We start from the raw sequence: 23,211 nt of genomic DNA on the forward strand, positions 1-23,211 counted from the left end.
CCATTACGGCGTTACTGCCGTATATATTCTACTTATGCTAATGTTAAGCAAAAATCCCGTTCTTTAACCTCATTGCTGTTCGAACCGACGAATAATTTAAATCGTCCCGGATCGCTGCTAAAGCTTAGATCGCTATGATAGTAACGAAGCTGCTGTTCGGTAAGTGTAAAGGTCACTTCACGACTTTCCCCTGGTGAGAGGTTGATTTTGGCAAAATCCTTCAGTTCCTTCATTGGTCTGACGACCTCTCCGGAAATGTCTCGGATATACAGCTGCACTACCTCTTCCCCATCTACTTCTCCAGTATTGGTCACCGTAACTTTTATTTCAATAGGCTGATTTTCAGTCATAATTTCACCGGACAGAATTGGTTCACTATAGCTAAATGACGTATAGCTCAGTCCAAAACCAAATGGCAAAAGCGGCTCATTAGGAATATCCAGGTATTGCGAGACATAACGTTTGTCGGCACCCGGAGCATGAAGTGGGCGTCCAGTGTTGAAATGATTGTAATAGACTGGAATCTGCCCAACGGATACCGGGAAAGACATCGTTAATCTTCCTGAAGGATTCTCATCTCCATAAAGTAGACTGGCAATTGCCGCTCCGCCTTCACTGCCCGGGAACCAAGCTTCCAGAATAGCATCTGCATGCTCGTACACACCGGCCAAGTCTAGTGGACGTCCATTAAACAACACCACCACGATAGGCTTATTCAGCTGTTTCAGACGTTGTAAAAGCTCAAGCTGCGCTTCCGGCAAACGGATATCTGAACGGCTGCCCGCTTCTCCACTCATCTCTGAATGTTCACCAAGCGCCAGTACAATCACATCAGCTTGCTTAGCAGCCGCTTCCGCCTCCAGCCACTGTTCCTCTGTAAAGCTATCGACTCCAGAACCTTCTGCAACAGTAATCTTACCCGCACCTGCGCGAGCTTGAAGTGCTGGTGCAAGACGGCTTGCCTCTTCCGTTGAACCCAGCCACGACCACGGTCCAAGAATATCTCCGCTAGTAGCAAACGGTCCAATTAGCGCAATCCGTTGCTCTGCAGCAAGCGGCAGAACCTGATCATTCTTGAGCAGTACGCAGGATTTAGCCGCCAACTCACGCGCCGCATTTCGATGATCTTCACAGAAGATTACCTCACGCTCTTTCTCGACGTCAGCTCCGCGGAACGGATGCTCGAACAAGCCCAATCTTTGCTTCAATTTCAAAATACGAAGCACAGCTTCATCAATAATCTTCTCATCTACTTGTCCATCTGCAACAAGCGCCGGAAGCTGATGAACGTAACAAGCCGTCATCATCTCGATGTCTACACCAGCTTTGATGGCTTTAAGTGCTGCCTCAGCCTCATCCTCGGCGACACCATGTGGGATCAGTTCCTTCACTGCACCCCAATCCGAAATCAATACGCCATCAAATCCCCATTCTTCGCGAAGCAGCTGGCGAAGCAGCTTGACGTTGCCGCTTATCGGAATCCCATCAATCGTATTAAATGAAGTCATGACCATCTCTGCACCTTCATCCAGTGCTGCACGATAGGCCGGCAGATAATATTCACGCAGCTGCCGCTCCGATAAATCCACCGTATTATAATCGCGACCGCCTTCGGATAGACCATAGGCAGCAAAGTGCTTAATACAAGCCGCCAGACGATCCACATCACCAGTCAAGTCACTTCCTTGAAATCCGCGCACAAACGCACGGGCAAACCTACCATTCAAATATGGATCTTCTCCTGTAGATTCCATTACTCTTCCCCAACGTGGGTCCCGTACAAGATCCGCCATTGGCGCATAAGTAACGTGCACACCGGAGACCGCCGCTTCTTTAGCCGCAATCTCGGCGCTCAGCTCTGCGCGATCCATATCCCAAGAGCAGCCAATTGCCAGCGGGACCGGAAAAATCGTCTTGAAGCCATGCACAATATCCGCCATCATCAGCAAGGGAATGCCCAATCTATTTTTGCGTAAATGGGCTTCCTGAACCGCGATGACTTGCGCTGCACCTGATAGACCAAGTACAGAGCCGCTGCTCTCGATCATGTGGTCCGTAATTCCCATGGATGCCATAGGGCCAGTGATTTGTCCTCCATCCTCTGCCCCTTCATAGAAATTAGCGGCTAGCTGCTGCAATTGTGCAATCTTTTCTTCAAGCGTCATCTGGTTCAACAAGGTAGTCAGTTGCTGCTCATTCATTTCAAATCCTCCATTGTTCAATTCTGCCGATGCCTATGAATGGAAAAACCCGTGTGCAAGAATTGCACGCGGGTCCTGTAGGTTCATTCCTACATGCATAGGGCGAAAGCTATTTTTTTAGATTGTTTAGTTCATCTAGAACCGGCTGAACGAGGGATTGTTTGCTCTTAACCCATTCTTTCCAGTTCGCCTCTAGATCGCCTGGTTTCAAAATCAGGTTAGTGTATTCTGTAGCATAGTCAAAGGAAGCCTGATTTTTAGCCTTGGAATCATACAACTGGTAGTCCCAGTCATATTCTGCCGTTGCTTTGTCTTTTAACGCAAGCTCAGCTTTTTCCTTGAACAGTTCTACAGAACGATCGCGATATTCTTTTTTGATCGCAGGGTTCACGACACTAAAGTCATCCGCCAAGACATACAGTCCTTCAAAACGGTTCGGATATTTCTTATCCAATGTTGTTCCTTCAGGGAGTAGGCTGATTAATTCGCCATTTTCGCCTTTTTTCCAGTCTGTTCCTTCAAAGCCCAAGTTAACAGTCAATTGACCTTCTTTACTTGTTGTATATTCCATGAAGTCCATAATCCGTTCAAATTTCTCTTTGCTAATATCTGGCGAGAAGATTACAGCAGACCAGAAGTTAACTTGATCGAGGTTACGATATTTACCGTCATCGCCAAGTACAATAGCTGTGTGTACTAGGTCATCACTATTTACACCTAGGTTATCTTTCATTTTAACGTCCATGTCTTTTCTGTAAGAAGCCAAACCACCTAGACTCGTAATACCGGAAACACCGTTAACTGTGAACTTTTGGCCAGATTCACCATTTTTCCAAGTATAAAACTCAGGGTGCAGTAATCCTTCTTTATAAGTAGTTTGAAGTTCTTTCAGTGCCGCTAACGTTTCATCGTTGGCTGGACCCCATTGGTATTTGCCATCTGCATCTTTATAGAATGCTGACTCTACTCTGGAATGCACGCTATTAGCCATTACAATATTAGTCAAAGCATCGTTGATGTCATAAGAAATAGGAATGAGTTTATCTCCTACCTTGCCAGGGTCTTTCTCTTTAAGCAATCTAGCAAATTCCATCAGTTCTGTAGTAGTGTAAGCATCCTTCAATTCAAAACCAACGGCTTTAGCCCAGTCAGAACGCAGAGCAATTACTCCGATTTGGTTAATGAGCGGATCTGCCGGCTTGTTCTCAAAGTATACCGGTCTTGGCAGAACATAAGTGCCACCTACCGCTTTCTCCAATTCATCGCCAAGTCCTGTCAGCTTATAAGCGGCTGCCACATTCGGCCAGCGTTCTTTCCAGTCATCTGGCAGCTTGTACAGCAGCCCTTGATCAATGTAATTAAGCGCATCACCGTGAACATAGTTCCAGCTTGCTACGTCAGGAAGATCACCAGAGTTAATCCATAGGCGAAGCTTCTCAGCCCATGAATCCCATTCAATATAGTTGTAATCCCATTTAATATTGAACTTATCCGTAAAATATTTATGATACACGTTATCAAAATCAGATTCTGTTGTCTTAATGGTACTGGCTAACGAAATCTTCAACTCATCTTTATATCCATCTGTTGGATTGCCTGAATTTCCGCTATTAGCATTGTTGTCTGAGCTTGAGCATGCTGCCAACATGATTGGAGTAAGACATAAAACACCGGCAAGGATTGACTTTACAGATTTTCTTTTTAAAATATTCATTTTGTCCTCCTTAAATTGTGTGACTGACCCTCTTTTATATGGATAAATCATAAACCACTAGGTCTTGATAGCCCCTGTAAGTACCCCTTTGGCAAAGTGCTTTTGGAGCATTGGGAAGAAACACATAATAGGAACCATGGTAACGAATACTGCCGCCATTTTCATACCCATGGAGAATGATTGCTTACCCACTGCGTCAACACTTGTGGCATTCGATGCATTCACTTGGGCTTCCATAATGATAGATCGCAACACGTTCTGCAGTGGCATCTGATCCGCTTTCCGCAGGAAGATCATGGCGTCATACCATCCATTCCAGAAGGCTACTCCGTAGAACAATGTGATGGTAGCTACGATTGGAGCAGATAATGGCAGGACTACAGAGAATAGGATTCTCCATTCCCCAGCACCATCAAGTCGCGCAGATTCCATCAGGGACTCAGGCAGACTGCTAAAATAGTTCGACATCAGAATCAGGTTAAACGCACTGAAGCTTCCAGCCAGAATAACTGACCAAAGGTTGCCTGTCAGATGCAGATCCTTCATCACAAGGTACAAAGGTACAATCCCGCCATTAAAAATCATTGTGAACAGGACAAGCATAAAAATCAGCTTTTTGCCCGGGAATTTATTGCGGCTAAGGCCGTAAGCCATACTTGTCGTCAAGAACAAGCTAAGCGGGAGTCCTAAGATTAAGATCTTAAAGGTATTCCAATACCCTGTCCCGATCCGCCCATCAGCAAAGAGTGCCCGATAGGATTCCAGTGTTGGGTTCTTCGGAAATAACATCATAGGGTTATCAGCGTATTCTTTTTGCGTAGAAAAAGAAATCATAATGACATTCCAGAATGGAATAAGAATGGCCAAAGCGCCTACACTCAGAATTACGAAAATCACATAATCCATAGCGGTCATTTTTTTATGGTCTTGCATAATGGTCAGCTTTTTTTTACTCATACATTTGCACTCCTTTCTTACCGGAATAAACCGTCTCCGCCCATAAGTTTGGCAGCTCTGTCTGCCAGAATCAGCAGAATCATATTAACAAGTGAACGGAACAAACTGACTGCAGTGGAGAATGAAAAGTCTGTTGAAGACTGGAACGTGATTCGGTAGATATACACATCTAGTACTTCCGAGACGTTTTTCGTTGCAGCGTTGCTCAAGTTAAAGATTTGGTCAAATCCAGATGACATCAGGCCACCGACGGAAAGGATAAACATAATCGTAATCGTCGGAAGAATGTTAGGCAGAGTAATGCGGAACATTTGCTGCAAGCGTGTAGCACCATCAATCTGTGCGGATTCATATTGGTCTGTATCAATACCAGAGATAGCGGCCATAAAGATAATGGCTCCCCAACCTGCTGATTTCCAGATATCCGTAAGATACAACATCGGAACGAACATTTTTTCAGAACCCAGGAAGTTAATGCCTGTCCCGCCAAACATTTGAATGAGGCTGTTGACCAGACCATCATAGGAAAGCACATTGATAACAACCCCGGATACTACGATCCATGACAGGAAGTTCGGAAATGTGAACACCGTCTGTAAAGCTTTTTTGTAACGATTCATGCGCAGTTCATTCAGCAGCAATGCCAATATGATTGGAAAAGGGAACTGAATAATCAGCTTACCGATGTTAATGGTTAACGTTCTCCATACGGCGTCAATAAAAGCCGGGTCACGGAACACATAGGTGAAATTCTCGAATCCGCTCCATGGGCTGCCCCAAATTCCTAAATTCGCTTTAAAATCTTTAAAAGCCAGAGATAGACCACCCATCGGCAGATAAGCGAATAGGAAAAGCCACACTAGTCCAGGAAGCACCAGAGTATAGACCATTCTGTTCTTCCAGACTTCTCTTAGGAACAGTTGGAATCTGCTGTCGTTCATTTTTTTAGCCGGTATTGCAACTTCGGATTTCAATTTGCATCTCCTCACTCTGCTTATGTCTTTTAGTTGTACAAGAAATCAAAGGTTGTCTTCAGATGTTCCTCCCAGAATCGCCATTCATGAGTTCCAGGGGTCTCAACATACTGAAATTCATAAGGGGTCGTCTCCAGGTAAGCTGCGAATTCCCGATTCATCTCCACAAACGGATCTTCCGAACCACAGCAAGTCAGAATCGAAGGCAGATTACGTTTATCGTCGACCAATTTAGCGGCTAAAGCGTACAGATCCTGATCCGGCTTAATTTGTAAGCGTTTTCCAAAAGTACCCGCCATCTCCCTCGCCATGTCCTTGGACATTTGCGGATCGTTTAATCGTTTCTGGAGATCGGTAACTCCTGATAACGAAACCACTTTGCTGTAACGCTCGGGATAGGTAAGTGCACATTTCAGAGCGCCATACCCGCCCATCGATAAACCAGCGATATACGTCTTCTGCGGATTATCATCCAACCTCATCATTCGGCCACAAAGCTCGGGAAGCTCATGGGTCACATAGTGGAAGTAATCCAGTCCGTACTCCATGTCTGTATAATAGCTCCTGTTTACTTGGGGCATTATGACTGTACAACCATATTGACTTGCATACTGCTCAATAGTAGTCATCCTGTGCCATGTACTGGCGTTATCACCAGCACCATGCAGCAGGTAGAGCGTTCCTCCAGACATGTTGCCTGAATCGACGGGGGAGATAATACTGATGGTCGTTGTCATTCTCAAGGTAGGAGAGCCTGTCTCAACTGTTAATAATGCCATGAGTTATCTCCTTTTCGTTCTTATTCATTTGTTTATTTTCTTGCAAGATCCCCGCTTAACCAGTACAGATTCGAATACCATATGTTTGTTTTGCGAATCACCTGTGATCAGGTCAAACAAAATTTCAACACTGGCCTTCGCCATATCCACTCCGGGTTGGCTGATCGTATCCAGAGATGGATGATAATATTCTGCCATTTCAATCCCGTCGAATCCGATAATCGAAACATCATTTGGAATTGATAAGCCCAAGGACAATAACGCCTTAGCCGCCCCAATGGCAATCGTATCTGATGCAGCAAAAACAGCAGTGATATCTTTTTTCTTATTGAGCAGACGTTTGGTAGCTGTAAAGCCTGAGCTTGGACTATATTCACAGTCCTCTACCATTGAAGGGTCGTACTCAATTCCATGCTCCTCAAGCGCCTTGATATAACCCATAAGCCGCCGGTTACCTGTTGTATTTTGCACCAGAGGAAATCTGGCCAAAAAACAGATATTGCGATGTCCTAATGAGATTAAATAGCTGACAGCCTTATAAGATTCCTGAAGATCATCAATGATCACGCTTGAAAAAACAGCAGGATCGACTTCTTTTGTAGTCGTGATGGTAGTCAGAACAAATGGAATTTTTAATTGTTTGAATTTATCTTCGGAATGATCATACGTTCCGCCCATAAAAATTACGCCATATAGATTTTTTTCTTTTACAAGCTGTAGAGCGATATCGATCTCGTCTACTCCATCTTCTACATGCTGGATCATTAGCGGACATCCCCGTAGGTTCACCTGACGTTCAACTTCTTTGATCATGTCGGCAAAAAACGGGTTTGAGATCCCTTTTACCATTAGCGCTATGGTATTGGATCGCGTTTTTTTCAAGTTGCTCGCATTACCGTTTGGAATATAGTTATGTTCTCTAACAACCGCCATCACTTTAGCTCTAGTTGTATCGCTTACAACACCGCTATTATTGATTACTCTGGAGACTGTGGCGATACCCACGCCTGATAGCCTTGCAATATCTTTGATATTCATATTTACCTTGCTCCACTCCTATGATGAGTCCCCCCTTCACCCGATGAAAATCAGGTTGTGGAAACGCATGAAATGATGGGAAACGTTTCCCACGACATCATTTTGAGTCCTTAGCGCGTTTTTTTCGCTTACTTCGTCCATTATGAACAGGTAATTTTTATAAGTCAACTAAAAAGGCAAAAAAAATTGTGATTCATCACTTTTTATTTGGTTAAAATTACAACAAGTCTATAGTTATTCAATCTACAAATTAGAAATAATTGGTATTTATATATCAAACAATAGTTTTCCTTGTTTTATTGACTTTAAAATAAGAATGGAATACCATCAATTTAGCGATTTTTATCGCAATAACAGAAAACGTTTCCACTCATTTTTCTAGTTTTTCTTTTTGTCACTTCGCTATCCTAGCTAGGAATATCAAGAGAAAGAAGGACTCTTTTTATGTTGAACATGGCTCCATTCGCAGCTAAGGCTCGTGAACGAAACCTGAATATTTTCAATGTTCGTGTGCTTCAAAACGGAAACCTTGTGGGAAAACTGGATCTCACGGAGGATATTCGGCGCTTGCAGCATTCCGTCAGCAAGTCTTTTACTTGTATGGCAGTAGGTTTTGCCATTGATGAAGGGAAGCTGACACTGGAAACAACGCTTAAAGATGTTTTTCCGGAGTATGCCTCTCCTCTTAAACCAACACCTCCATCCATGCAGCCCGGGGATATAACTTTGTTCGATTTGCTGCGAATGAGTACAGGGCACGACTCCCCTCCATTTTGGGCTGAAGAGAGATTAGCCTTGAAGGATAAAAATTGGGTGCAGCATTATTTGGCTCTGACTTTAGACAGAGCTCCCGGAGAGAAATTTACATACAGCAGCGGAGATACCATTATGATCTCTGCAATGGTGCAAGCCCGCGTCGGGCAAACCGTAAAGGATTATCTGGTACCTCGTTTGTTTGCACCTCTGGGCATAAACAATGTCGATTGGGAAACAACACCTCAAGGGGTAACCCTTGGCTGTGCCGGACTTCAGATTAACACGGAAGAGTTAAGCCGGTTTGGACAGCTGCTTTTACAGCAAGGAAAGTGGCAGGGCCAGCAACTAATTCCCGCAGCATGGATCGATTTTGTTACACAAAAACAGATCGATAATGATGGAAACGGCGACTGGGGAGAAGGATACGGCTGTCAATTCTGGCTCTGCTCCCACGACGCTTACCGTGCCGATGGCGCTCATGGACAATTCTGTCTTGTGGTGCCGGACGCTCAAGCAGTCATTGCAATTAACAGCATGGAAGATAACATGCAGGGAATCCTGGATACCGTCTGGGAGGAAATCTGGCCGCTTCTTTAGGAGCGGTCTTTTTTATGACTTGAGGTTAGCGTGCGCATAATGGGTAATTTACATTCTTCGGCGATTAGTACTTAACACCGCCAAGTAACCAGCGCTGTCTCAGGCTGAGGAGGCTTGCGGACTCAGGTGACGTTATTTACTCTTTTATCGCCTTTTGAGCAACGTTTCGGACTCCAGCGCAGCTATTCCTGAGAAAGTGGCTCATTTGGGGCACGTTTTGGCACCAATAGCGACGATGGAGTCCGATGACATCGCAAATGTGGCACTTTTCAGCATTTAAGGTCCTCTGGGTCCGATAGCTGCTGCGTATGTACAAAATAAGTAACTCATCACACCAAGTAACCAGCACTTTCTGAGACTGAGGAGGCTTGCGGACTCAGATGACGTTATTTACTCTTTTATCGCCTTTTGAGCAACGTTTTGGACTCCAGCGCAGCTATTCCTGAGAAAGTGGCTCATTTGGGGCACGTTTGGCACCAATAGCGACGATGGAGTCCGATGACATCGCAAATTTGGCACTTTTCAGCATTTAAGGTCATCTGGGTCCGATAGTTACTGCGTATGTACAAAATAAGTAACTCATCACACCAAGTAACCAGCATTTCCTGAGACTGAGGAAGCTCGCGGACTCAGGTGACGTTATTTACTCTTTTATCGCCTTACGAGCAACGTTTCGGACTCCAGCGCAGCTATTGCTGAGAAAGTGGCTCTTTTGGGGCACGTTTGGCATCAATAGTGACGATGGAGTCCGATAACATCGCAAATTCCGCACTTTTCAGCATTTAAGGTCATCTGGGTCCGATAGCTGCTGCGTATATTCAAAATAAGTAACTCATCACACCAAGTAATCATTACTTTCTGAGACTGAGGAAGCTTGCGGACTCAGATGACGTTATTTACTCATTTGGGGCACGTTTGGCACCAATAGCGACGATGGAGTCCGATGACATCGCAAATCCCGCACTTTTCAGCATTTAAGGTCCTCTGTGTCCGATAGCTGCTGCGTATGTACAAAATAAGTAACTCATCACACCAAGTAACCAGCACTTTCTGAGACTGAGGAGGTACGCGGACTCAGATGACGTTATTTACTCTTTTATCGCCTTTTGAGCAACGTTTCGGACTCCAGCGCAGCTATTCTTGAGAAAGTAGCTCATTTGGGGCACGTTTGGCATCAATAGTGACGATGGAGTCCGATAACATCGAAAATCCGCACTTTTCAGCATTTAAGGTCCTCTGGGTCCGATAGCTGCTGCGTATGTACAAAATAAGTAACTCATCACACCAAGTAACCAGCACTTTCTGAGACTGAGGAGGCTTGCGGACTCAGATGACGTTATTTACTCTTTTATCGCCTTTTGAGCAACGTTTCGGACTACAGTGCAGCTATTGCTGAGAAAGTAGCTCTTTTGGGGCACGTTTGGCATCAATAGCGACGATGGAGACCGATGACATCGCAAATTCCGCATTTCTCGGCATTTAAGGTCATCTGGGTCCGATAGTTGCTGCGTATGTACAAATGCGGGCTAGATGCTGGAAGTTTAATGTTCAACGGTGAATCGAATTTCGACGTTTAGATCAAGAAGGAAGACAAAGCACCCCGTGTGTGACCCCGAACTAAAACTCGCGCACGCAAAAACAGCCTTCCCGAAGGAAGGCTGTTAATTGACGTCCCGGAAGGGATTCGAACCCCTGACCGTGCGCTTAGAAGGCGCATGCTCTATCCAGCTGAGCTACCGGGACATATAAGAAATAAATACTATGTATTGACGCAACGATATTTATTATACCTTATTCAGCGGATTTTTCAAGTCAAAACAACTTAGAAAAATAATAAAAGTGTTTCCGGTGCAGCTTTTTCACACATCAGCGTAACCACAGGAAATGAAAAAAACGGCATTTCTGCCGTCTTTTTCAGCCATTCCAGTGTGCGTTTTACAAACCTTCGATATTTACTCCAGCTTTCGAAAACGCTTCTCCAGCTGCTTTTTTAAATCCCCAAAAGTGAGTACTTCTCGTTGAAACTTGGAATGCTCATCTTCTGGCGACATGAAGTTACTGCCTGTAAATGCACTCGAGGTCACATCTTGAAAAGCGTCATGCATATTGTTATCAAACCAATCGGTGGAGGTATCAGCATCATTAGTCAGAATACGGACAATCTCATATCCTTCTTCACGCCGATCCTCAACGATATACACCAAAAGCGCAGGATCACTAACAGCACCCGGCAAAACACCCACTTCTGCACAAGGCGCACCATCGTACTCCATCATTCTGCGAATTTTGGCGTCTTTAATATAATACACCTGTCATCCTTCCCTCCTGGCAAATTCCCCTCTCCCCTAGTGTTCGGATAAGGACATACATTTTATGCCTTCCTTCGGCATATATCTGTATTACTTGGCAAAAAAGTAAGGACAACAATCGCACAAAAGAGAGGATGAACCATCATGTGCGGAATAACCGGATTTATCCAGTGGCGCGGAGATCTCACTCAGCACTCGCAGCTGCTGGTCAAAATGACTGAAACTTTAGCAAACCGCGGCCCCGATGCAGCCGGAACCTGGATCTCAGGCCCCTGTGCTTTCGGTCACCGCAGACTTAGCGTTATCGATCCGGAGAACGGTGCCCAGCCCATGATCACCCGCCATGAGGAACAGGTATACGCGATTGTTTACAACGGCGAATTATATAACGCCCTCGAACTCAAACAGGAACTTAAGCAGCGAGGGCATCAATTCCGCACCCAGTGCGATACAGAAGTGCTGCTGCATTCCTATATCGAATGGGGGCCGGATTGCGCAGAGAAGCTCAATGGAATCTTTGCTTTTGCAGTATGGGACGGTCTGCGGGACCAAGTCTTTTTTGCACGTGACCGTTTAGGTGTGAAACCCCTGTTCTACAGCAAGGTTGATGATGTCCTGGTTTTTGGCTCAGAGCCTAAAGCGTTACTACAGCATCCCAAGGTACAACCAATCGTCGGTCCTGAAGGTCTCGCAGAAATCTTCATCATCGGTCCAGCGCGTACACCGGGTCATGGTGTTTATAAGGATATGCAAGAGCTTCGTCCAGGTCATGCTATGATCTATAGCCGTGAAGGTCTGCGCAGTTATACCTATTGGAAGCTGGAGAGCGCAAAGCATACTGACAATGAAGCAGAGACAGCCGCTAAGGTGCGTGAACTGCTCCAAGATACACTCGAACGCCAACTGGTCTCAGACGTCCCTGTTTGCTCTCTTTTGTCGGGAGGGCTGGATTCCAGTGCGCTGACGGCACTTGCAGTGGATTACTACAACCGGAATGGTCAGGGACAAGTGGATACTTATTCCGTAGACTATGTAGATAACGACAAACATTTCAAAAGTCATACTTTCCAGCCGGGAGCAGATGGGCCCTGGATTAAACGAATGGTCGATGAATTGAATACAAATCACCACTACATCTCGTTCGATACTCCGGAGCTTGTAGAAGCGCTGGATAATGCTTTGTACACTAGGGATTTACCAGGGATGACCGATGTGGACTCTTCGTTGTACTTATTTTGCCGGGAGATTAAAAAGAACGCGACAGTAGCTATTTCCGGTGAAGCGGCGGATGAGATTTTTGGCGGATACCCTTGGTTCCACCGTGAGGAAATGCTCTCCTCAGGCACTTTTCCTTGGTCAGTTGCGCCGAAAATGCGTGCAAGTCTACTTTCCCCAGAAATTAACGAGTGGATTCGTCCACTGGAATATTTGGGTGACAGATATAGCGATGCGGTGGCTGAAGTTCCAAAGTTGGATGGAGAAACAGGAAAACAAGCACAAATGCGCGTAATGTCCTATCTGAATATCACCCGCTTCATGCCTACTCTGCTAGACCGTAAAGACCGAATGAGCATGGGCGCAGGGCTAGAGGTACGTGTTCCATATTGTGATCACCGACTCGTTCAATATGTATTTAATATTCCGTGGGAAATCAAGAATCTGGGGGGCCGTGAAAAAGGGATTTTACGTAAATCTCTTGAAGGCATTCTTCCAGACGATGTGCTCTACCGCAAAAAAAGCCCTTACCCCAAAACTCATAATCCTGCCTATTTAAATGCGGTACGAACTCAGGTATTAAACATTCTGGATGACTCCACTTCCCCCCTACTTCCGCTAATTGATGCTGCCAAAATCCGTGAGATCGCCGCTTCCCCGGAATCCTCAACCAATCTGCCTTGGTTCGGCCAGCTCATGTCCGGTCCTCAGCTGTTTGCTTACCTCGCCCAAGTGGATCTCTGGCTGCGTAAATATAACGTCTCCATCCAATAAGCACGTAGAGAACTGAGGTAACCGACAAGCCAAACAGCAAGTCCCCGTATCCGGTGGCTTGCTGTTTGGCTTGTATTTGCAATGATTACTCTACGATCTTATCTGAACGATCTTTAAAAGTTAAAGTTGTCCGGGTCCGGGCCAAATCGATGGTCTTTGTTCAAGCCCTCGATAGCTTTGACATCCTCGTCACTAAGCGTAAAGTCAAAGAATCCGGCATTCTCCTTGATTCGATCCGCATGTACGGATTTAGGTATCGTAATGACACCTTGCTGCAAATCCCAGCGAAGTACAATTTGAGCAGGGGTCTTGCCATACTTCTCAGCCAACTCGTTTAAGAGTGGTAGATCAAGATTCCCCTGCATTAATGGACTCCATGCTTCAAGCTGAATACCCTGTTCATTGGCATATTTCAGCAGCTCGCGCTGAGTCAACAGCGGATGGAATTCCACCTGATTCACCACAGGCACCACTCCGGTATCCTCGATGATATCTTTCAGATGATGAACCTGAAAATTGCTCACGCCGATAGATTTGATGAGGCCTTCTTTTTGCAGATGAATTAAGGCCTTCCATGTCTCACGATATTTTCCTGCCACCGGCCAGTGTATGAGATACAGATCTAGATAGTCCAGACCTAGCTTGCGCCGGCTATCCTCGAACGCTTTTAGCGTAGACTCATAACCTTGATCAGGATTTCGTACTTTAGTCGTAATAAACAACTCATCCCGGGCCACTCCACAATCACGAATAGCTTGTCCTACCCCTTCTTCGTTATTGTATCCGGCTGCCGTATCAATACTGCGATATCCTAATTCCACTGCGGTTTTGACCGCATGAATAACCTCTTCGCCATCTTTAGTCTTATACACGCCAAGACCCAGCCACGGCATGGTCACCCCGTCATTTAAAGTAGGACCACCCGAGAACGGTGCATTTAATTCACTCATCGCTTAACCCTCCAAGCTTATTGTTATTTCGTTAAACATACTTAACCTATTTACCCACTTAAGAAGCAAACGCTACCATAAAAAGTATAGCAGATGGCTTCATCATTCCCCAAATCCTTATAAAAAAACGGAGGCGTAAGCGCCCCCGCTCTTCTTTATTTCTCAATTAGTTTGAAATCATCAAAATGGAATTCAGGAGAAACAATACAGGATACCAGCGTCGGCTCTTTGCCTAACGAGCGCGCGGCCTGCCATACTCCCGCTGGAACAACCACTTGTGGCTGCTGGCCTGCAGCAATATCGAGACCCAGAATAACTTCCTGCACATCCTCAGGCTTATCTCCATTACCTCCGAGACTTAGCACGATTGGACTACCGGAATGCCACAACCAAACTTCATCGGACAATACAGTATGCCAATCAGATTGTTCGCCTTCGTGAAGTAAAAAATAAATTGAAGATGCCGAATGACGTGATCCAGAATAGCTATCGCCTAACACTTCCTGCGAAATTTCAAATTCCGAATTCCAAAGTCTTTTGTACCAACCACCCTCAACGTGAGGCTGTAATCCAAGCAGTTCAACTAGCGGTGAAATTTCTTTTTGCGTCACAGTAGCTTCTCTCCTTCAAAGTTAGCATGAACAACAATAGCTTCATATGCATAAGGTTGTTTTTGCTTTTTACTTTAACGGAATAAGCTCGAATTGTAAAATCTATTTACTGTCCTTGCTCGCTTTGAAGACTTCCGCAATCGCTCCAAGACTTCCCAGTGTTTCAACAGCGCTAGTTGGCAAGAACACTTTATTAGCAGGACCTTTGGCAATCTCAGCCAGAGCCTCGAAGGAACGATAAGCCAGAACGTGCTCATCCAGACCTGCCGAACGAATCAGCTCAATGCGTGATTTTTCTGCTTCTGCCACGGCTTGAATCGCTTTAGCCTCACCGTGTGCTTCCAGCTCTTGCGCCTGGCGAGAACCCTCTGCTTGCCGGATACGCGCTTCTTTATCGCCTTCTGCTTTTAGAATCTTACTTTGTTTATCCCCTTCAGCGCGTAGGATCATATCCTGCTTGGCAGCTTCCGCCTCCAAAACAATGGCACGTTTGCTCCGCTCTGCTTTCATCTGCTTATCCATCGCTTCCTGAATATCCAATGGTGGTTTGATATCGATAACTTCCACACGCTCGATCCGTACGCCCCACTTCTCAGTAGCTTCATCGAGAGCAAGACGGATATCCGTCGAAATCTTTTCCCGTCCAGACAAGGTCTCATCCAATTCCAGCTTACCGATGATTTGCCGCATTGTTGCCGTCGAAATGTTTCTTACCCCATACACATAATCAGAAATACCATAAGTAGCTTCCTCTGGTCCAACCACCTGGTAGAAAATAATCGTATCAATCTGCACCTGCACGTTATCCTTTGTAATTACCGTTTGTGGAGGTACATTCGCTTGTTGAATCCGTAAATCATGGTACGTGCGCACCTGATCAATTACAGGAATCAGAATGTTCAACCCCGGTGTCAGCAGACGATTAAATTTACCGAGCCTTTCCACTACGCCTACCCGTTGCTGTGGTACGATTTTGACTGTTAATGCCACAAAAACTACGACCACTACAATAATAATTGCGATAATTGCCCATTGCATTAGTTCATTTCCCCCCATCGTTCTACTTCGATAATCGTCGTGCCTCTTTTCACTACTCTTACAACCTCATCCTTGCCCAGATTCTGATCAGAGCTCGCGCTCCACGTATCTCCGCCTACCTTCACTTGCCCGTAACGTCCCTGCTCTATCGGCTCAACAACTACTCCTTGCCTACCGATGATTTCTGTACCTGTATCCTTGAACCCACGTGAATGGCGAAATCTAGAAACCAGTGGTTTCGAGAATATAGTTAGACCAAGTGCGACCAGTGATCCAAGGACCACCTGAAACAAAATGGCTTCGGGAACAATCAGCGACACCAAACCTGCGGCCAAAGCACCAATACTAAGCCACAATAAATAAAAAGTAAGCGTCATCATCTCAACAACAAACAGGACACCGGCTGCGATCAGCCAAAACACCCACACAACCATCGGTGAGCCCACCACCTTCCGTATGATACTACTATAACGAAAAGAAACATCGATGCGTTGCATAGTTCCATAAATAAATATTTCAGGCATGTATATGATTTATATTCATTACATCGGTGGTTATGTGTTTCTTCATGAGTTTCTTGATAAAAGGCGAGTATACAAATCCAAAAGGGTTCACTTTTTGAAGAGTCACTATAAATTAGAAAATTCTCCCCCTATATCACCTGATTTTATCCCTAGCGCAATTGCAAGCTATGCTTGAGAATAAGAGTTACCATCACCCATTTATATCTAATTCATCCTAATTATCCAACTTCCAAACAACCTCCTCTATTCATTCAAACCATACACAGCATGTTACATCTTTTAAAATCCAAGAAACAGCAGCACACAAAAAGCATAAAAGAAAGCGCTTACCGATCGGGTAAGGCTTGATTTGGACCGCTGCTTTTTTGCTGCTGAATCTACGAATTGAACTTCAATAGAATGATAGGGACGCCAAGGGTGATGGTGCACTACAACCGACGGGAGGTGAAGGTCAGGACATCTTGCCGAAAAGAATTTCGAACTACACTTTGAATCTAGGAGGTAGAAATTCAATGATCTTCACGAAAAAAGCTTCACGCAAAACCTTTGCAATTGCGATGATCGCCGCGCTTGTTCTGACACTCTTTTCCACCCTGGGCGGCAGTCCCAAAACAGCCAACGCCGCACAGGATTACAAACTGGTTGGTTATTACGCTTCATGGGCCGCTTACGGGCGTGCTTACAATGTAACTGATATCGATCCTACCAAAATGAATGTCATTAACTACGCTTTTGCGGATATTTGTTGGAATGGCATCCATGGCAATCCCGACCCCACTGGACCTAATCCGGTGACCTGGTCTTGCCAGAATGAGCAAGGCCAAGCCATCAGCGTTCCGAACGGTACGATTGTTCTTGGTGACCCGTGGATTGACACTGGAAAAAGCTTCGGGGATGACAAATGGGATGATCCCATCAAAGGTAACCTGAAGCAGCTATGGAAGCTGAAGGAAAAGAACCCGAACCTGAAGACCCTAATCTCCGTTGGGGGCTGGACCTGGTCGAACCGTTTCTCGGATGTAGCTGCGACAGCTGCGACCCGTGAGGTTTTTGCCAATTCCGCGGTTGATTTTATTCGAAAATACAAGATGGACGGCGTGGATCTCGACTGGGAATATCCAGTAAGTGGTGGACTCGCAGGCAATAGCTACCGTCCTGAAGATAAAGAAAACTATGTACTGCTGCTGCAAAAAGTTCGCGAAAAGCTGAATACAGCCGGCGCGGCGGATGGAAAAACCTATCTGCTGACCATTGCTTCCGGGGCAGGCCCAACGTATATCAACAATAATAATCTGGCTGGCATTGCTTCCGTTGTCGACTGGATCAATATTATGACCTATGACTTTAATGGGAGCTGGAACACCACCACCGGACATAATGCTCCGTTGTACTATGATCCCGCAGCTTCCGCTTCGGGCTTAACCGAACCGCAAAATTTTAACATTGATAAAGCGGTAACCTCCTATCTTGCGAATGGTGTACCTGCGAACAAGCTTGTACTTGGCATGGCTTTTTACGGTCGTGGTTGGGGCGGAGCTCCTGCTTCAGGAAACGGCCAATATCAGGTGTCCGCTGGCATCTCACCAACGGGTACATGGGAAAAAGGCAGCTATGATTTCTATGATCTCGAAGCCAATTATATCAACAAAAACGGTTATATCCGCTATTGGAATGATACATCCAAAGTGCCTTATCTCTATAATCCAACAAATCAAACCTTTATCAGTTATGACGACGTAGAATCCTTTGGCCACAAGATCAGCTACCTGAAGTCCAAGGGTCTTGCAGGTGCTATGTTCTGGGAAACAAGTGGTGACCGGAACAAAACACTAACCAATAAACTAAACGCCGATCTTGGTGGCGGAGTGGTGCAGCCGACACCGACACCATCCACATCACCAACACCTACACCAACTGCAACCGCTACACCTACTGCAACTCCAACTGCAACTCCAACTGCAACACCAACCCCAACGCCAACTGCAACCGTGACGCCAACCCCAACGCCTACACCGGGACAATGTTCGGCAGCGACCTGGGGTGCAACAACCGTATACACTGGCGGACAGCGTGTCTCCTACAATGGCTCAGTCTATGAAGCCAAGTGGTGGACGCAAGGGGATCGTCCTGATCTTAGCGGAACTGATGGGGTCTGGAAATTCATCAGCGTATGCGGAACAGCGACACCAACACCAACTGCAACTGTGGCCCCAACTTTAACACCTACGGTAGCACCAACGCCTACCGCAACCGTTGCACCTACGCCTACTTTAGCGCCAACACCAACTGCAACCGTTGCACCTACACAAACTCCTTTACCTACCGCTACGCCTACTTCGGAAGGGTCTAGCTGGGGAACAGGCGTTGCGTACAAAACAGGTGATGTCGTCGCTTATAACGGAAAAACATATACCTGCTTGCAGCCCCACACTTCACTTCAGGGCTGGGAGCCAGCCACCACACCTGCGCTATGGAAGCTCAATTAAAGACTTGCAGGAAGCATCGTTCCTGAAATAACATTATCCCCCTTTGGAGGTATATTAAATATGATTGCAAAAGCACGTGCTAAGCGCAAAATATCCATAAGTTACCTTGCTGCGCTAATGAGCCTAATCGTTCTGGTTCCACTTTACACCGGGACAGGTGCATCCTTACCAGTGGCCCATGCCGCGGAAACAACACCTTCCGCTCCCGCTCCAGCAGCTGATCACCCTCGTAAAATCGTTGCTTACTTCCCAGAGTGGGGCGATCAGGAGAACAAAGGATTTTACACCGTAGACAAGATTCCGTGGGATAAAATTACCCATATTAACTACGCCTTCGCCAAGGTAAATCCTCAAACGAACAAGATTGATCTCATGGACCGTACAGCTGCAATCGAAAAAGACTATCCCGGTCAGCTGACCACCCTGCCTTTTAAGGGGCATTTTAACCAACTGGTTAAGTACAAACAGCTCTATCCTGATGTCCGCACCCTGATTTCTGTTGGCGGCTGGTCGGGTTCCGGAGGGTTCTTCAACATGGCGAATTCAGAAGCCGGGCGAGAAGCTTTTGCCAATAGTGTTGTGGATTTTCTGCGTACCTATCAGTTCAACGGAGTAGACATCGATTGGGAGTACCCTTCTGGCACTGGGCAGTCCGGTAATCCTAACGATTTTGCCGTGGCAGAACCGCTGCGTACCGTAAATTACAACAACTATGTTCTTCTTATGAAAAAACTTCGCGAAAAGCTCGATCTGGCAGGTTCACAAGACAATCAGAAATATGACCTGACCATTGCGGCCACCGCCTCTTCCTGGATTCTTGGGGGCATGAAGCTTGGGGAAGCCAATCAGTATTTAGACTGGGCGAACCTTATGACCTATGATTTCCATGGGGCTTGGAATGGATATGTAGGGCCGCATTCTGCACTGTACCCGGATTCCCGCGATACTGAAACTGCTGCGCTGGGCACTCCGGTTCTAAATACCGACTGGGCGGTCCGATACTATCTTGGAACGCTTCCTCCGGAAAAAATCGTGATTGGAGTTCCTTATTATTCACGAGGCTGGAAAAATGTGAATGGAGGCATCAACAATACCGGCCTTTACGGCACAGCTCCGACAACCGGTGGGGGAGCAGATGGCCAATACGGGATCTGGAATGATCCCGCACCAGAGCAGCCTGCTGGTGCAAATCCGATCTGGCATGTGCTAAATTTGCTCAAAGATCCAGCGAATAAGCGCTACTTCGATCCTGTTACCAAAACACCGTACTTGTTCAACGCAGACAAGAAGGTTTTTCTGACGTATGAAGATAAGGAATCTCTTGGCTACAAGCTGGATTACATCAAGCAAAAAGGCTTGGGAGGTATGATGTTCTGGGAACTAACGGGCGATTACTCTGAGCAGAGCGATGGCACTTATACGTATGGCAATTCTCTGACCGATTTTGCCTATGATCAGCTGAAAACAGCCTCGCCGCCGGGCGGAGCTCCTAAGCCGCAGTTGCCTGAACCTAAAAACTTCAACCTCAGCTTCAGCGGCGCCTATGATCATCCGAACTATACCTATTCATTAAAAATAATGAATAATACCGGTACCGATATTCCCGGTGGCTGGAAGCTGGAGTTCGACCTGCCAACAACTACAACCCTAACCTCGGCATGGGGAGCCGGTAGCGTTGAGCAAATCTCCACGGCCTGGGATTTCAACCGCTACCGTATTACAGGTACAGCTACTCAAATTATTGCGAATGGAGCTTTACTTGAAATTCCGGGTATGATGAAGCTGAATTTTTCAGGCGGTCCACAGCGAATCACCCTGAACGGAAACTCGTCCCAACAGGAATACGATAAACTGTACGGAGGCATTACACCTACGCCAACACCAACACCGTCTGCATCACCGACAGCAACACCTACTCCGACGACTACACCAACAGCAACACCAACGGCAACACCTACAACAACACCGACTCCGACGGCAACCGTGACGCCAACGCCAACTGTAGCGCCAACACCTACTCCTACGCCGGGACAATGTTCGGCAGCGACCTGGAATGCGGCAACCGCATATACTGGCGGACAACGCGTTTCCTACAACGGCTCACTCTATGAAGCCAAGTGGTGGACACAAGGCGATCGTCCCGATCTTAGCGGACCGGACGGTGTCTGGAAATACATCAGCGTGTGTGGAACAGCAACGTCTACACCAACGGCAACTGTAGCTCCAACAGTAACACCGACGGTGGCACCGACGCCTACTGCAACCGTTACTCCAGCGCCTACGGTGGCACCGACGCAAACTCCATTACCGACTGCTACTCCTACTTCGGGAGGGTCTAGCTGGGTAACAGGAGTTGCTTATAAAGTAGGTGATGTCGTCGCCTACAGTGGAAAAACGTATTCCTGCTTGCAGCCTCACACTTCACTTCAGGGGTGGGAGCCAGCTTCCACACCTGCTCTTTGGAAGCTGATATAATCCGGTACTCTCCTTGATTCCAACAAGGAGAACATCCCATTATTAGTGCAGAGGCATTTTCATCCTTTGGGGCTTACGTTACGGACCCAGTTGACGTTATTTACAAATTTCAAGCCTTTGGAGCTGTGTATCGGACTCCAGTGCTGCTATTCCCTATAAAATGCTTCTTTCGGGGTGTTTTTCGTGCCCATAGCGACTTTGGGGTCCGTTCGAATCTCAAATATCGGATAAAGCTGCGTTTAAGGTCAGCTGTGTCCGGGTAGCCGCTTCATACGGGTGAATGTGCTAGAATCGAACGAAGTTTGATGCTTTGTTTAAGGGGAAGGAATAAAAAACGGGGGTGCCCAGCAGCCATTTCGCGGCTTTTGGACACCCCCACTTTTATATAAAAATCTATTCCTGCGATAGGCCGCCTTCGGCTGCCAGTTTTTTCTCCAGCTTTGCCGTCAGCAGTCGCAGTGCAGTTCCTCGATGGCTAATCTGCTGCTTCTCTTCCAGCGTAAGCTCGGCCATAGTTTTTTCATGTTCCGACAGATAAAATAGCGGGTCGTAACCGAAACCGCCAGCACCTGATGGTTCTGAAGTAATCCACCCTTCGACCGCACCTTCTGCGGTTAGCTCCTGCTTGGAAACTGGATCGTACAGCGATAAAGTACAGACGAACCTAGCCGTGCTCAGCAAAGGCTGATCTGTGTCTTCCCCCTGTTTCAATCTCTCTAGCTCGCTTAGCAGCTTTAGGTTATTTTCCCCATCCGTAGCGTCTTCACCGGCAAAACGTGCTGAGTACACACCCGGTCTGCCATCCAAAGCATCTACACAAAGACCCGAATCATCAGCGAGTACCGGAATTCCAAGTGCATCACCTACGGCTTTGGATTTTTTAAACGCATTCTCTGCAAAAGTAGCCCCGTCTTCCACCACATCGGGCAGATGCGGATAGTCATACATACTCTTAACTGTCAGGCCCAGCGGGGCAAAAGCGTGCTCGAATTCGCGCACCTTCCCCTTATTCTTCGTTGCGACAATGAGAATATTGCCCTTGGAATTCATGTTACACCTCTTGGCCCGGCTGGCCGGAAGGGATTTTCAGAGCAATCGCTCCGAGCGCTTCTTTTTGCGCCGCAATCAGTTCATAAATTCCCTTCTCACCTAGACCTAATAATAGGTCCAGCTCTTGACGCGAGAATGGTCTTTCTTCGCCAGTCCCTTGTACCTCAACAAAAGCACCGCCGCCGGTCATGACTACATTCATATCCACTTTGGCTTTAGAATCCTCTTCATAATTCAGATCGAGCAATGTTTTATCTCCTACAACACCTACACTAATTGCTCCCAAAAAGTCTGTTATAGGAAAAACAGCCAGCTTGTGCTGTAGTGCAATTTTATTAATAGCAAATGCCATGGCAACAAAAGCGCCTGTTATCGAAGCCGTCCGAGTTCCCCCATCCGCCTGAATCACATCACAATCCAGCGTAATACTGCGTTCACCTAACGCTTGTAAATTCACCACGGAGCGAAGCGCACGGCCGATCAGCCGCTGGATCTCCATTGTACGTCCGGTAAGTTTACCGCGTGCAGCTTCACGTTGATTACGGGACTGGGTGGCCCGAGGAAGCATCGAATATTCGGCAGTTACCCAGCCTTTTCCTTGTCCTTTAAGAAACGGAGGCACTTTTTCCTCTACAGTAGCCGTACAAATAACTTTGGTGTCTCCCATCTCAATGATCACGGAGCCCTCAGCATATTTATTCGTTTGGGTCGTTATTGTCAGCGGCCGTAATTGGTCGTCAGTTCGCCCGTTTGATCTCATCTT

17 protein-coding genes and 1 tRNA gene are annotated in these 23,211 nt (G+C 46.4%); 4 read left to right on the top strand and 14 right to left on the bottom strand.

Translation table 11 applies throughout. The features are described 5' to 3' along the window. Positions 1–32 precede the first annotated feature (32 nt). The 6 genes from bglX to NSQ91_RS25970 all read right to left on the bottom strand — a co-directional run bounded on the left by bglX (position 33) and on the right by NSQ91_RS25970 (position 7,663). Positions 33–2,201, bottom strand: a complete 2,169-nt coding sequence (gene bglX, locus NSQ91_RS25945; protein WP_076129209.1) for a beta-glucosidase BglX — start codon at positions 2,199–2,201, stop codon at positions 33–35. A gap of 109 nt (positions 2,202–2,310) precedes the next feature. After that, a complete protein-coding gene (locus NSQ91_RS25950; protein WP_076129208.1) occupies positions 2,311–3,915 on the bottom strand; it encodes an extracellular solute-binding protein in 1,605 nt (534 codons plus the stop codon). A gap of 57 nt (positions 3,916–3,972) precedes the next feature. After that, positions 3,973–4,872 (bottom strand): carbohydrate ABC transporter permease, encoded by a 900-nt coding sequence (locus tag NSQ91_RS25955; protein ID WP_036686985.1) that lies wholly within the window; start codon positions 4,870–4,872, stop codon positions 3,973–3,975. Positions 4,873–4,889: 17 nt separating this feature from the next. Continuing rightward, positions 4,890–5,813, bottom strand: a complete 924-nt coding sequence (locus NSQ91_RS25960) for an ABC transporter permease (RefSeq protein ID WP_036687012.1) — start codon at positions 5,811–5,813, stop codon at positions 4,890–4,892. Positions 5,814–5,875: 62 nt separating this feature from the next. Next, positions 5,876–6,625, bottom strand: coding sequence for an alpha/beta hydrolase (locus NSQ91_RS25965; RefSeq protein ID WP_076281898.1), 750 nt, complete (start codon positions 6,623–6,625; stop codon positions 5,876–5,878). A gap of 24 nt (positions 6,626–6,649) precedes the next feature. Beyond that, on the bottom strand, positions 6,650–7,663 hold the full coding sequence (locus NSQ91_RS25970) for a LacI family DNA-binding transcriptional regulator (protein ID WP_076142395.1): 1,014 nt from the start codon (positions 7,661–7,663) through the stop codon (positions 6,650–6,652). Positions 7,664–8,107: 444 nt separating this feature from the next. Between NSQ91_RS25970 and NSQ91_RS25975 the strand changes: the two genes are divergently transcribed. Then, positions 8,108–9,016, top strand: a complete 909-nt coding sequence (locus NSQ91_RS25975; protein WP_076305678.1) for a serine hydrolase domain-containing protein — start codon at positions 8,108–8,110, stop codon at positions 9,014–9,016. 1,669 nt (positions 9,017–10,685) lie between these two features. On the opposite strand, the gene NSQ91_RS25980 is transcribed toward NSQ91_RS25975, so the two are convergent. Then, positions 10,686–10,759: transfer RNA gene (locus tag NSQ91_RS25980), tRNA-Arg, on the bottom strand. Positions 10,760–10,968: 209 nt separating this feature from the next. Next, positions 10,969–11,325: a hypothetical protein gene (locus tag NSQ91_RS25985; RefSeq protein ID WP_076305144.1), complete on the bottom strand. Its 357-nt coding sequence runs from the start codon at positions 11,323–11,325 to the stop codon at positions 10,969–10,971. A 144-nt stretch (positions 11,326–11,469) separates the two neighbouring features. Here NSQ91_RS25985 and asnB point away from each other — a divergent pair, with 144 nt between their 5' ends. Next, positions 11,470–13,314, top strand: a complete 1,845-nt coding sequence (gene asnB, locus NSQ91_RS25990) for an asparagine synthase (glutamine-hydrolyzing) (protein ID WP_076305145.1) — start codon at positions 11,470–11,472, stop codon at positions 13,312–13,314. Positions 13,315–13,427: 113 nt separating this feature from the next. Here asnB and NSQ91_RS25995 read toward each other — a convergent pair whose 3' ends face one another. The 4 genes from NSQ91_RS25995 to NSQ91_RS26010 form a co-directional block, all read right to left on the bottom strand. Further along, positions 13,428–14,264, bottom strand: coding sequence for an aldo/keto reductase (locus NSQ91_RS25995; RefSeq protein WP_076146344.1), 837 nt, complete (start codon positions 14,262–14,264; stop codon positions 13,428–13,430). A 155-nt stretch (positions 14,265–14,419) separates the two neighbouring features. Next, positions 14,420–14,875, bottom strand: a complete 456-nt coding sequence (locus tag NSQ91_RS26000) for a cupin domain-containing protein (protein WP_036686965.1) — start codon at positions 14,873–14,875, stop codon at positions 14,420–14,422. Positions 14,876–14,977: 102 nt separating this feature from the next. Next, positions 14,978–15,913 (bottom strand): SPFH domain-containing protein, encoded by a 936-nt coding sequence (locus tag NSQ91_RS26005; protein WP_076129203.1) that lies wholly within the window; start codon positions 15,911–15,913, stop codon positions 14,978–14,980. After that, complete coding sequence (locus NSQ91_RS26010) at positions 15,913–16,347, bottom strand: NfeD family protein (RefSeq protein ID WP_076129202.1); 435 nt, start codon at positions 16,345–16,347, stop codon at positions 15,913–15,915. The genes NSQ91_RS26005 and NSQ91_RS26010 overlap by 1 nt, the downstream gene beginning before the upstream one ends. 602 nt (positions 16,348–16,949) lie before the next feature. Here NSQ91_RS26010 and NSQ91_RS26015 point away from each other — a divergent pair. Continuing rightward, positions 16,950–18,923, top strand: a complete 1,974-nt coding sequence (locus NSQ91_RS26015) for a glycosyl hydrolase family 18 protein (protein ID WP_076305146.1) — start codon at positions 16,950–16,952, stop codon at positions 18,921–18,923. A 60-nt stretch (positions 18,924–18,983) separates the two neighbouring features. Then, positions 18,984–21,398, top strand: a complete 2,415-nt coding sequence (locus tag NSQ91_RS26020; RefSeq protein WP_076305147.1) for a glycosyl hydrolase family 18 protein — start codon at positions 18,984–18,986, stop codon at positions 21,396–21,398. Positions 21,399–21,791: 393 nt separating this feature from the next. On the opposite strand, the gene NSQ91_RS26025 is transcribed toward NSQ91_RS26020, so the two are convergent. Together NSQ91_RS26025 and rph are read right to left on the bottom strand one after the other, a co-directional pair. Then, entirely contained in the window at positions 21,792–22,448 is a 657-nt protein-coding gene (locus NSQ91_RS26025) for an XTP/dITP diphosphatase (RefSeq protein ID WP_076220464.1), read from the bottom strand. Position 22,449: 1 nt separating this feature from the next. Continuing rightward, a complete protein-coding gene (rph, locus tag NSQ91_RS26030) occupies positions 22,450–23,208 on the bottom strand; it encodes a ribonuclease PH (protein WP_036686952.1) in 759 nt (252 codons plus the stop codon). Positions 23,209–23,211: the final 3 nt, after the last annotated feature.

It is taken from the genome of Paenibacillus sp. FSL R7-0048 (assembly GCF_038004505.1).
Classification (GTDB): Bacteria; Bacillota; Bacilli; order Paenibacillales; family Paenibacillaceae; genus Paenibacillus_AQ; species Paenibacillus_AQ odorifer.

Bases quoted from the DNA above. Each gene is read 5' to 3' on its own strand.
- bglX (WP_076129209.1), bottom strand. From the start codon at position 2,201: ATGAATGAGCAGCAACTGACTACCTTGTTGAACCAGATGACGCTTGAA.
- NSQ91_RS25950 (WP_076129208.1), bottom strand. From the start codon at position 3,915: ATGAATATTTTAAAAAGAAAATCTGTAAAGTCAATCCTTGCCGGTGTT.
- NSQ91_RS25955 (WP_036686985.1), bottom strand. From the start codon at position 4,872: ATGAGTAAAAAAAAGCTGACCATTATGCAAGACCATAAAAAAATGACC.
- NSQ91_RS25960 (WP_036687012.1), bottom strand. From the start codon at position 5,813: ATGAACGACAGCAGATTCCAACTGTTCCTAAGAGAAGTCTGGAAGAAC.
- NSQ91_RS25965 (WP_076281898.1), bottom strand. From the start codon at position 6,625: ATGGCATTATTAACAGTTGAGACAGGCTCTCCTACCTTGAGAATGACA.
- NSQ91_RS25970 (WP_076142395.1), bottom strand. From the start codon at position 7,663: ATGAATATCAAAGATATTGCAAGGCTATCAGGCGTGGGTATCGCCACA.
- NSQ91_RS25975 (WP_076305678.1), top strand. From the start codon at position 8,108: ATGTTGAACATGGCTCCATTCGCAGCTAAGGCTCGTGAACGAAACCTG.
- asnB (WP_076305145.1), top strand. From the start codon at position 11,470: ATGTGCGGAATAACCGGATTTATCCAGTGGCGCGGAGATCTCACTCAG.
- NSQ91_RS25995 (WP_076146344.1), bottom strand. From the start codon at position 14,264: ATGAGTGAATTAAATGCACCGTTCTCGGGTGGTCCTACTTTAAATGAC.
- NSQ91_RS26005 (WP_076129203.1), bottom strand. From the start codon at position 15,913: ATGCAATGGGCAATTATCGCAATTATTATTGTAGTGGTCGTAGTTTTT.
- NSQ91_RS26010 (WP_076129202.1), bottom strand. From the start codon at position 16,347: ATGGTTGTGTGGGTGTTTTGGCTGATCGCAGCCGGTGTCCTGTTTGTT.
- NSQ91_RS26015 (WP_076305146.1), top strand. From the start codon at position 16,950: ATGATCTTCACGAAAAAAGCTTCACGCAAAACCTTTGCAATTGCGATG.
- NSQ91_RS26020 (WP_076305147.1), top strand. From the start codon at position 18,984: ATGATTGCAAAAGCACGTGCTAAGCGCAAAATATCCATAAGTTACCTT.
- NSQ91_RS26025 (WP_076220464.1), bottom strand. From the start codon at position 22,448: ATGAATTCCAAGGGCAATATTCTCATTGTCGCAACGAAGAATAAGGGG.
- rph (WP_036686952.1), bottom strand. From the start codon at position 23,208: ATGAGATCAAACGGGCGAACTGACGACCAATTACGGCCGCTGACAATA.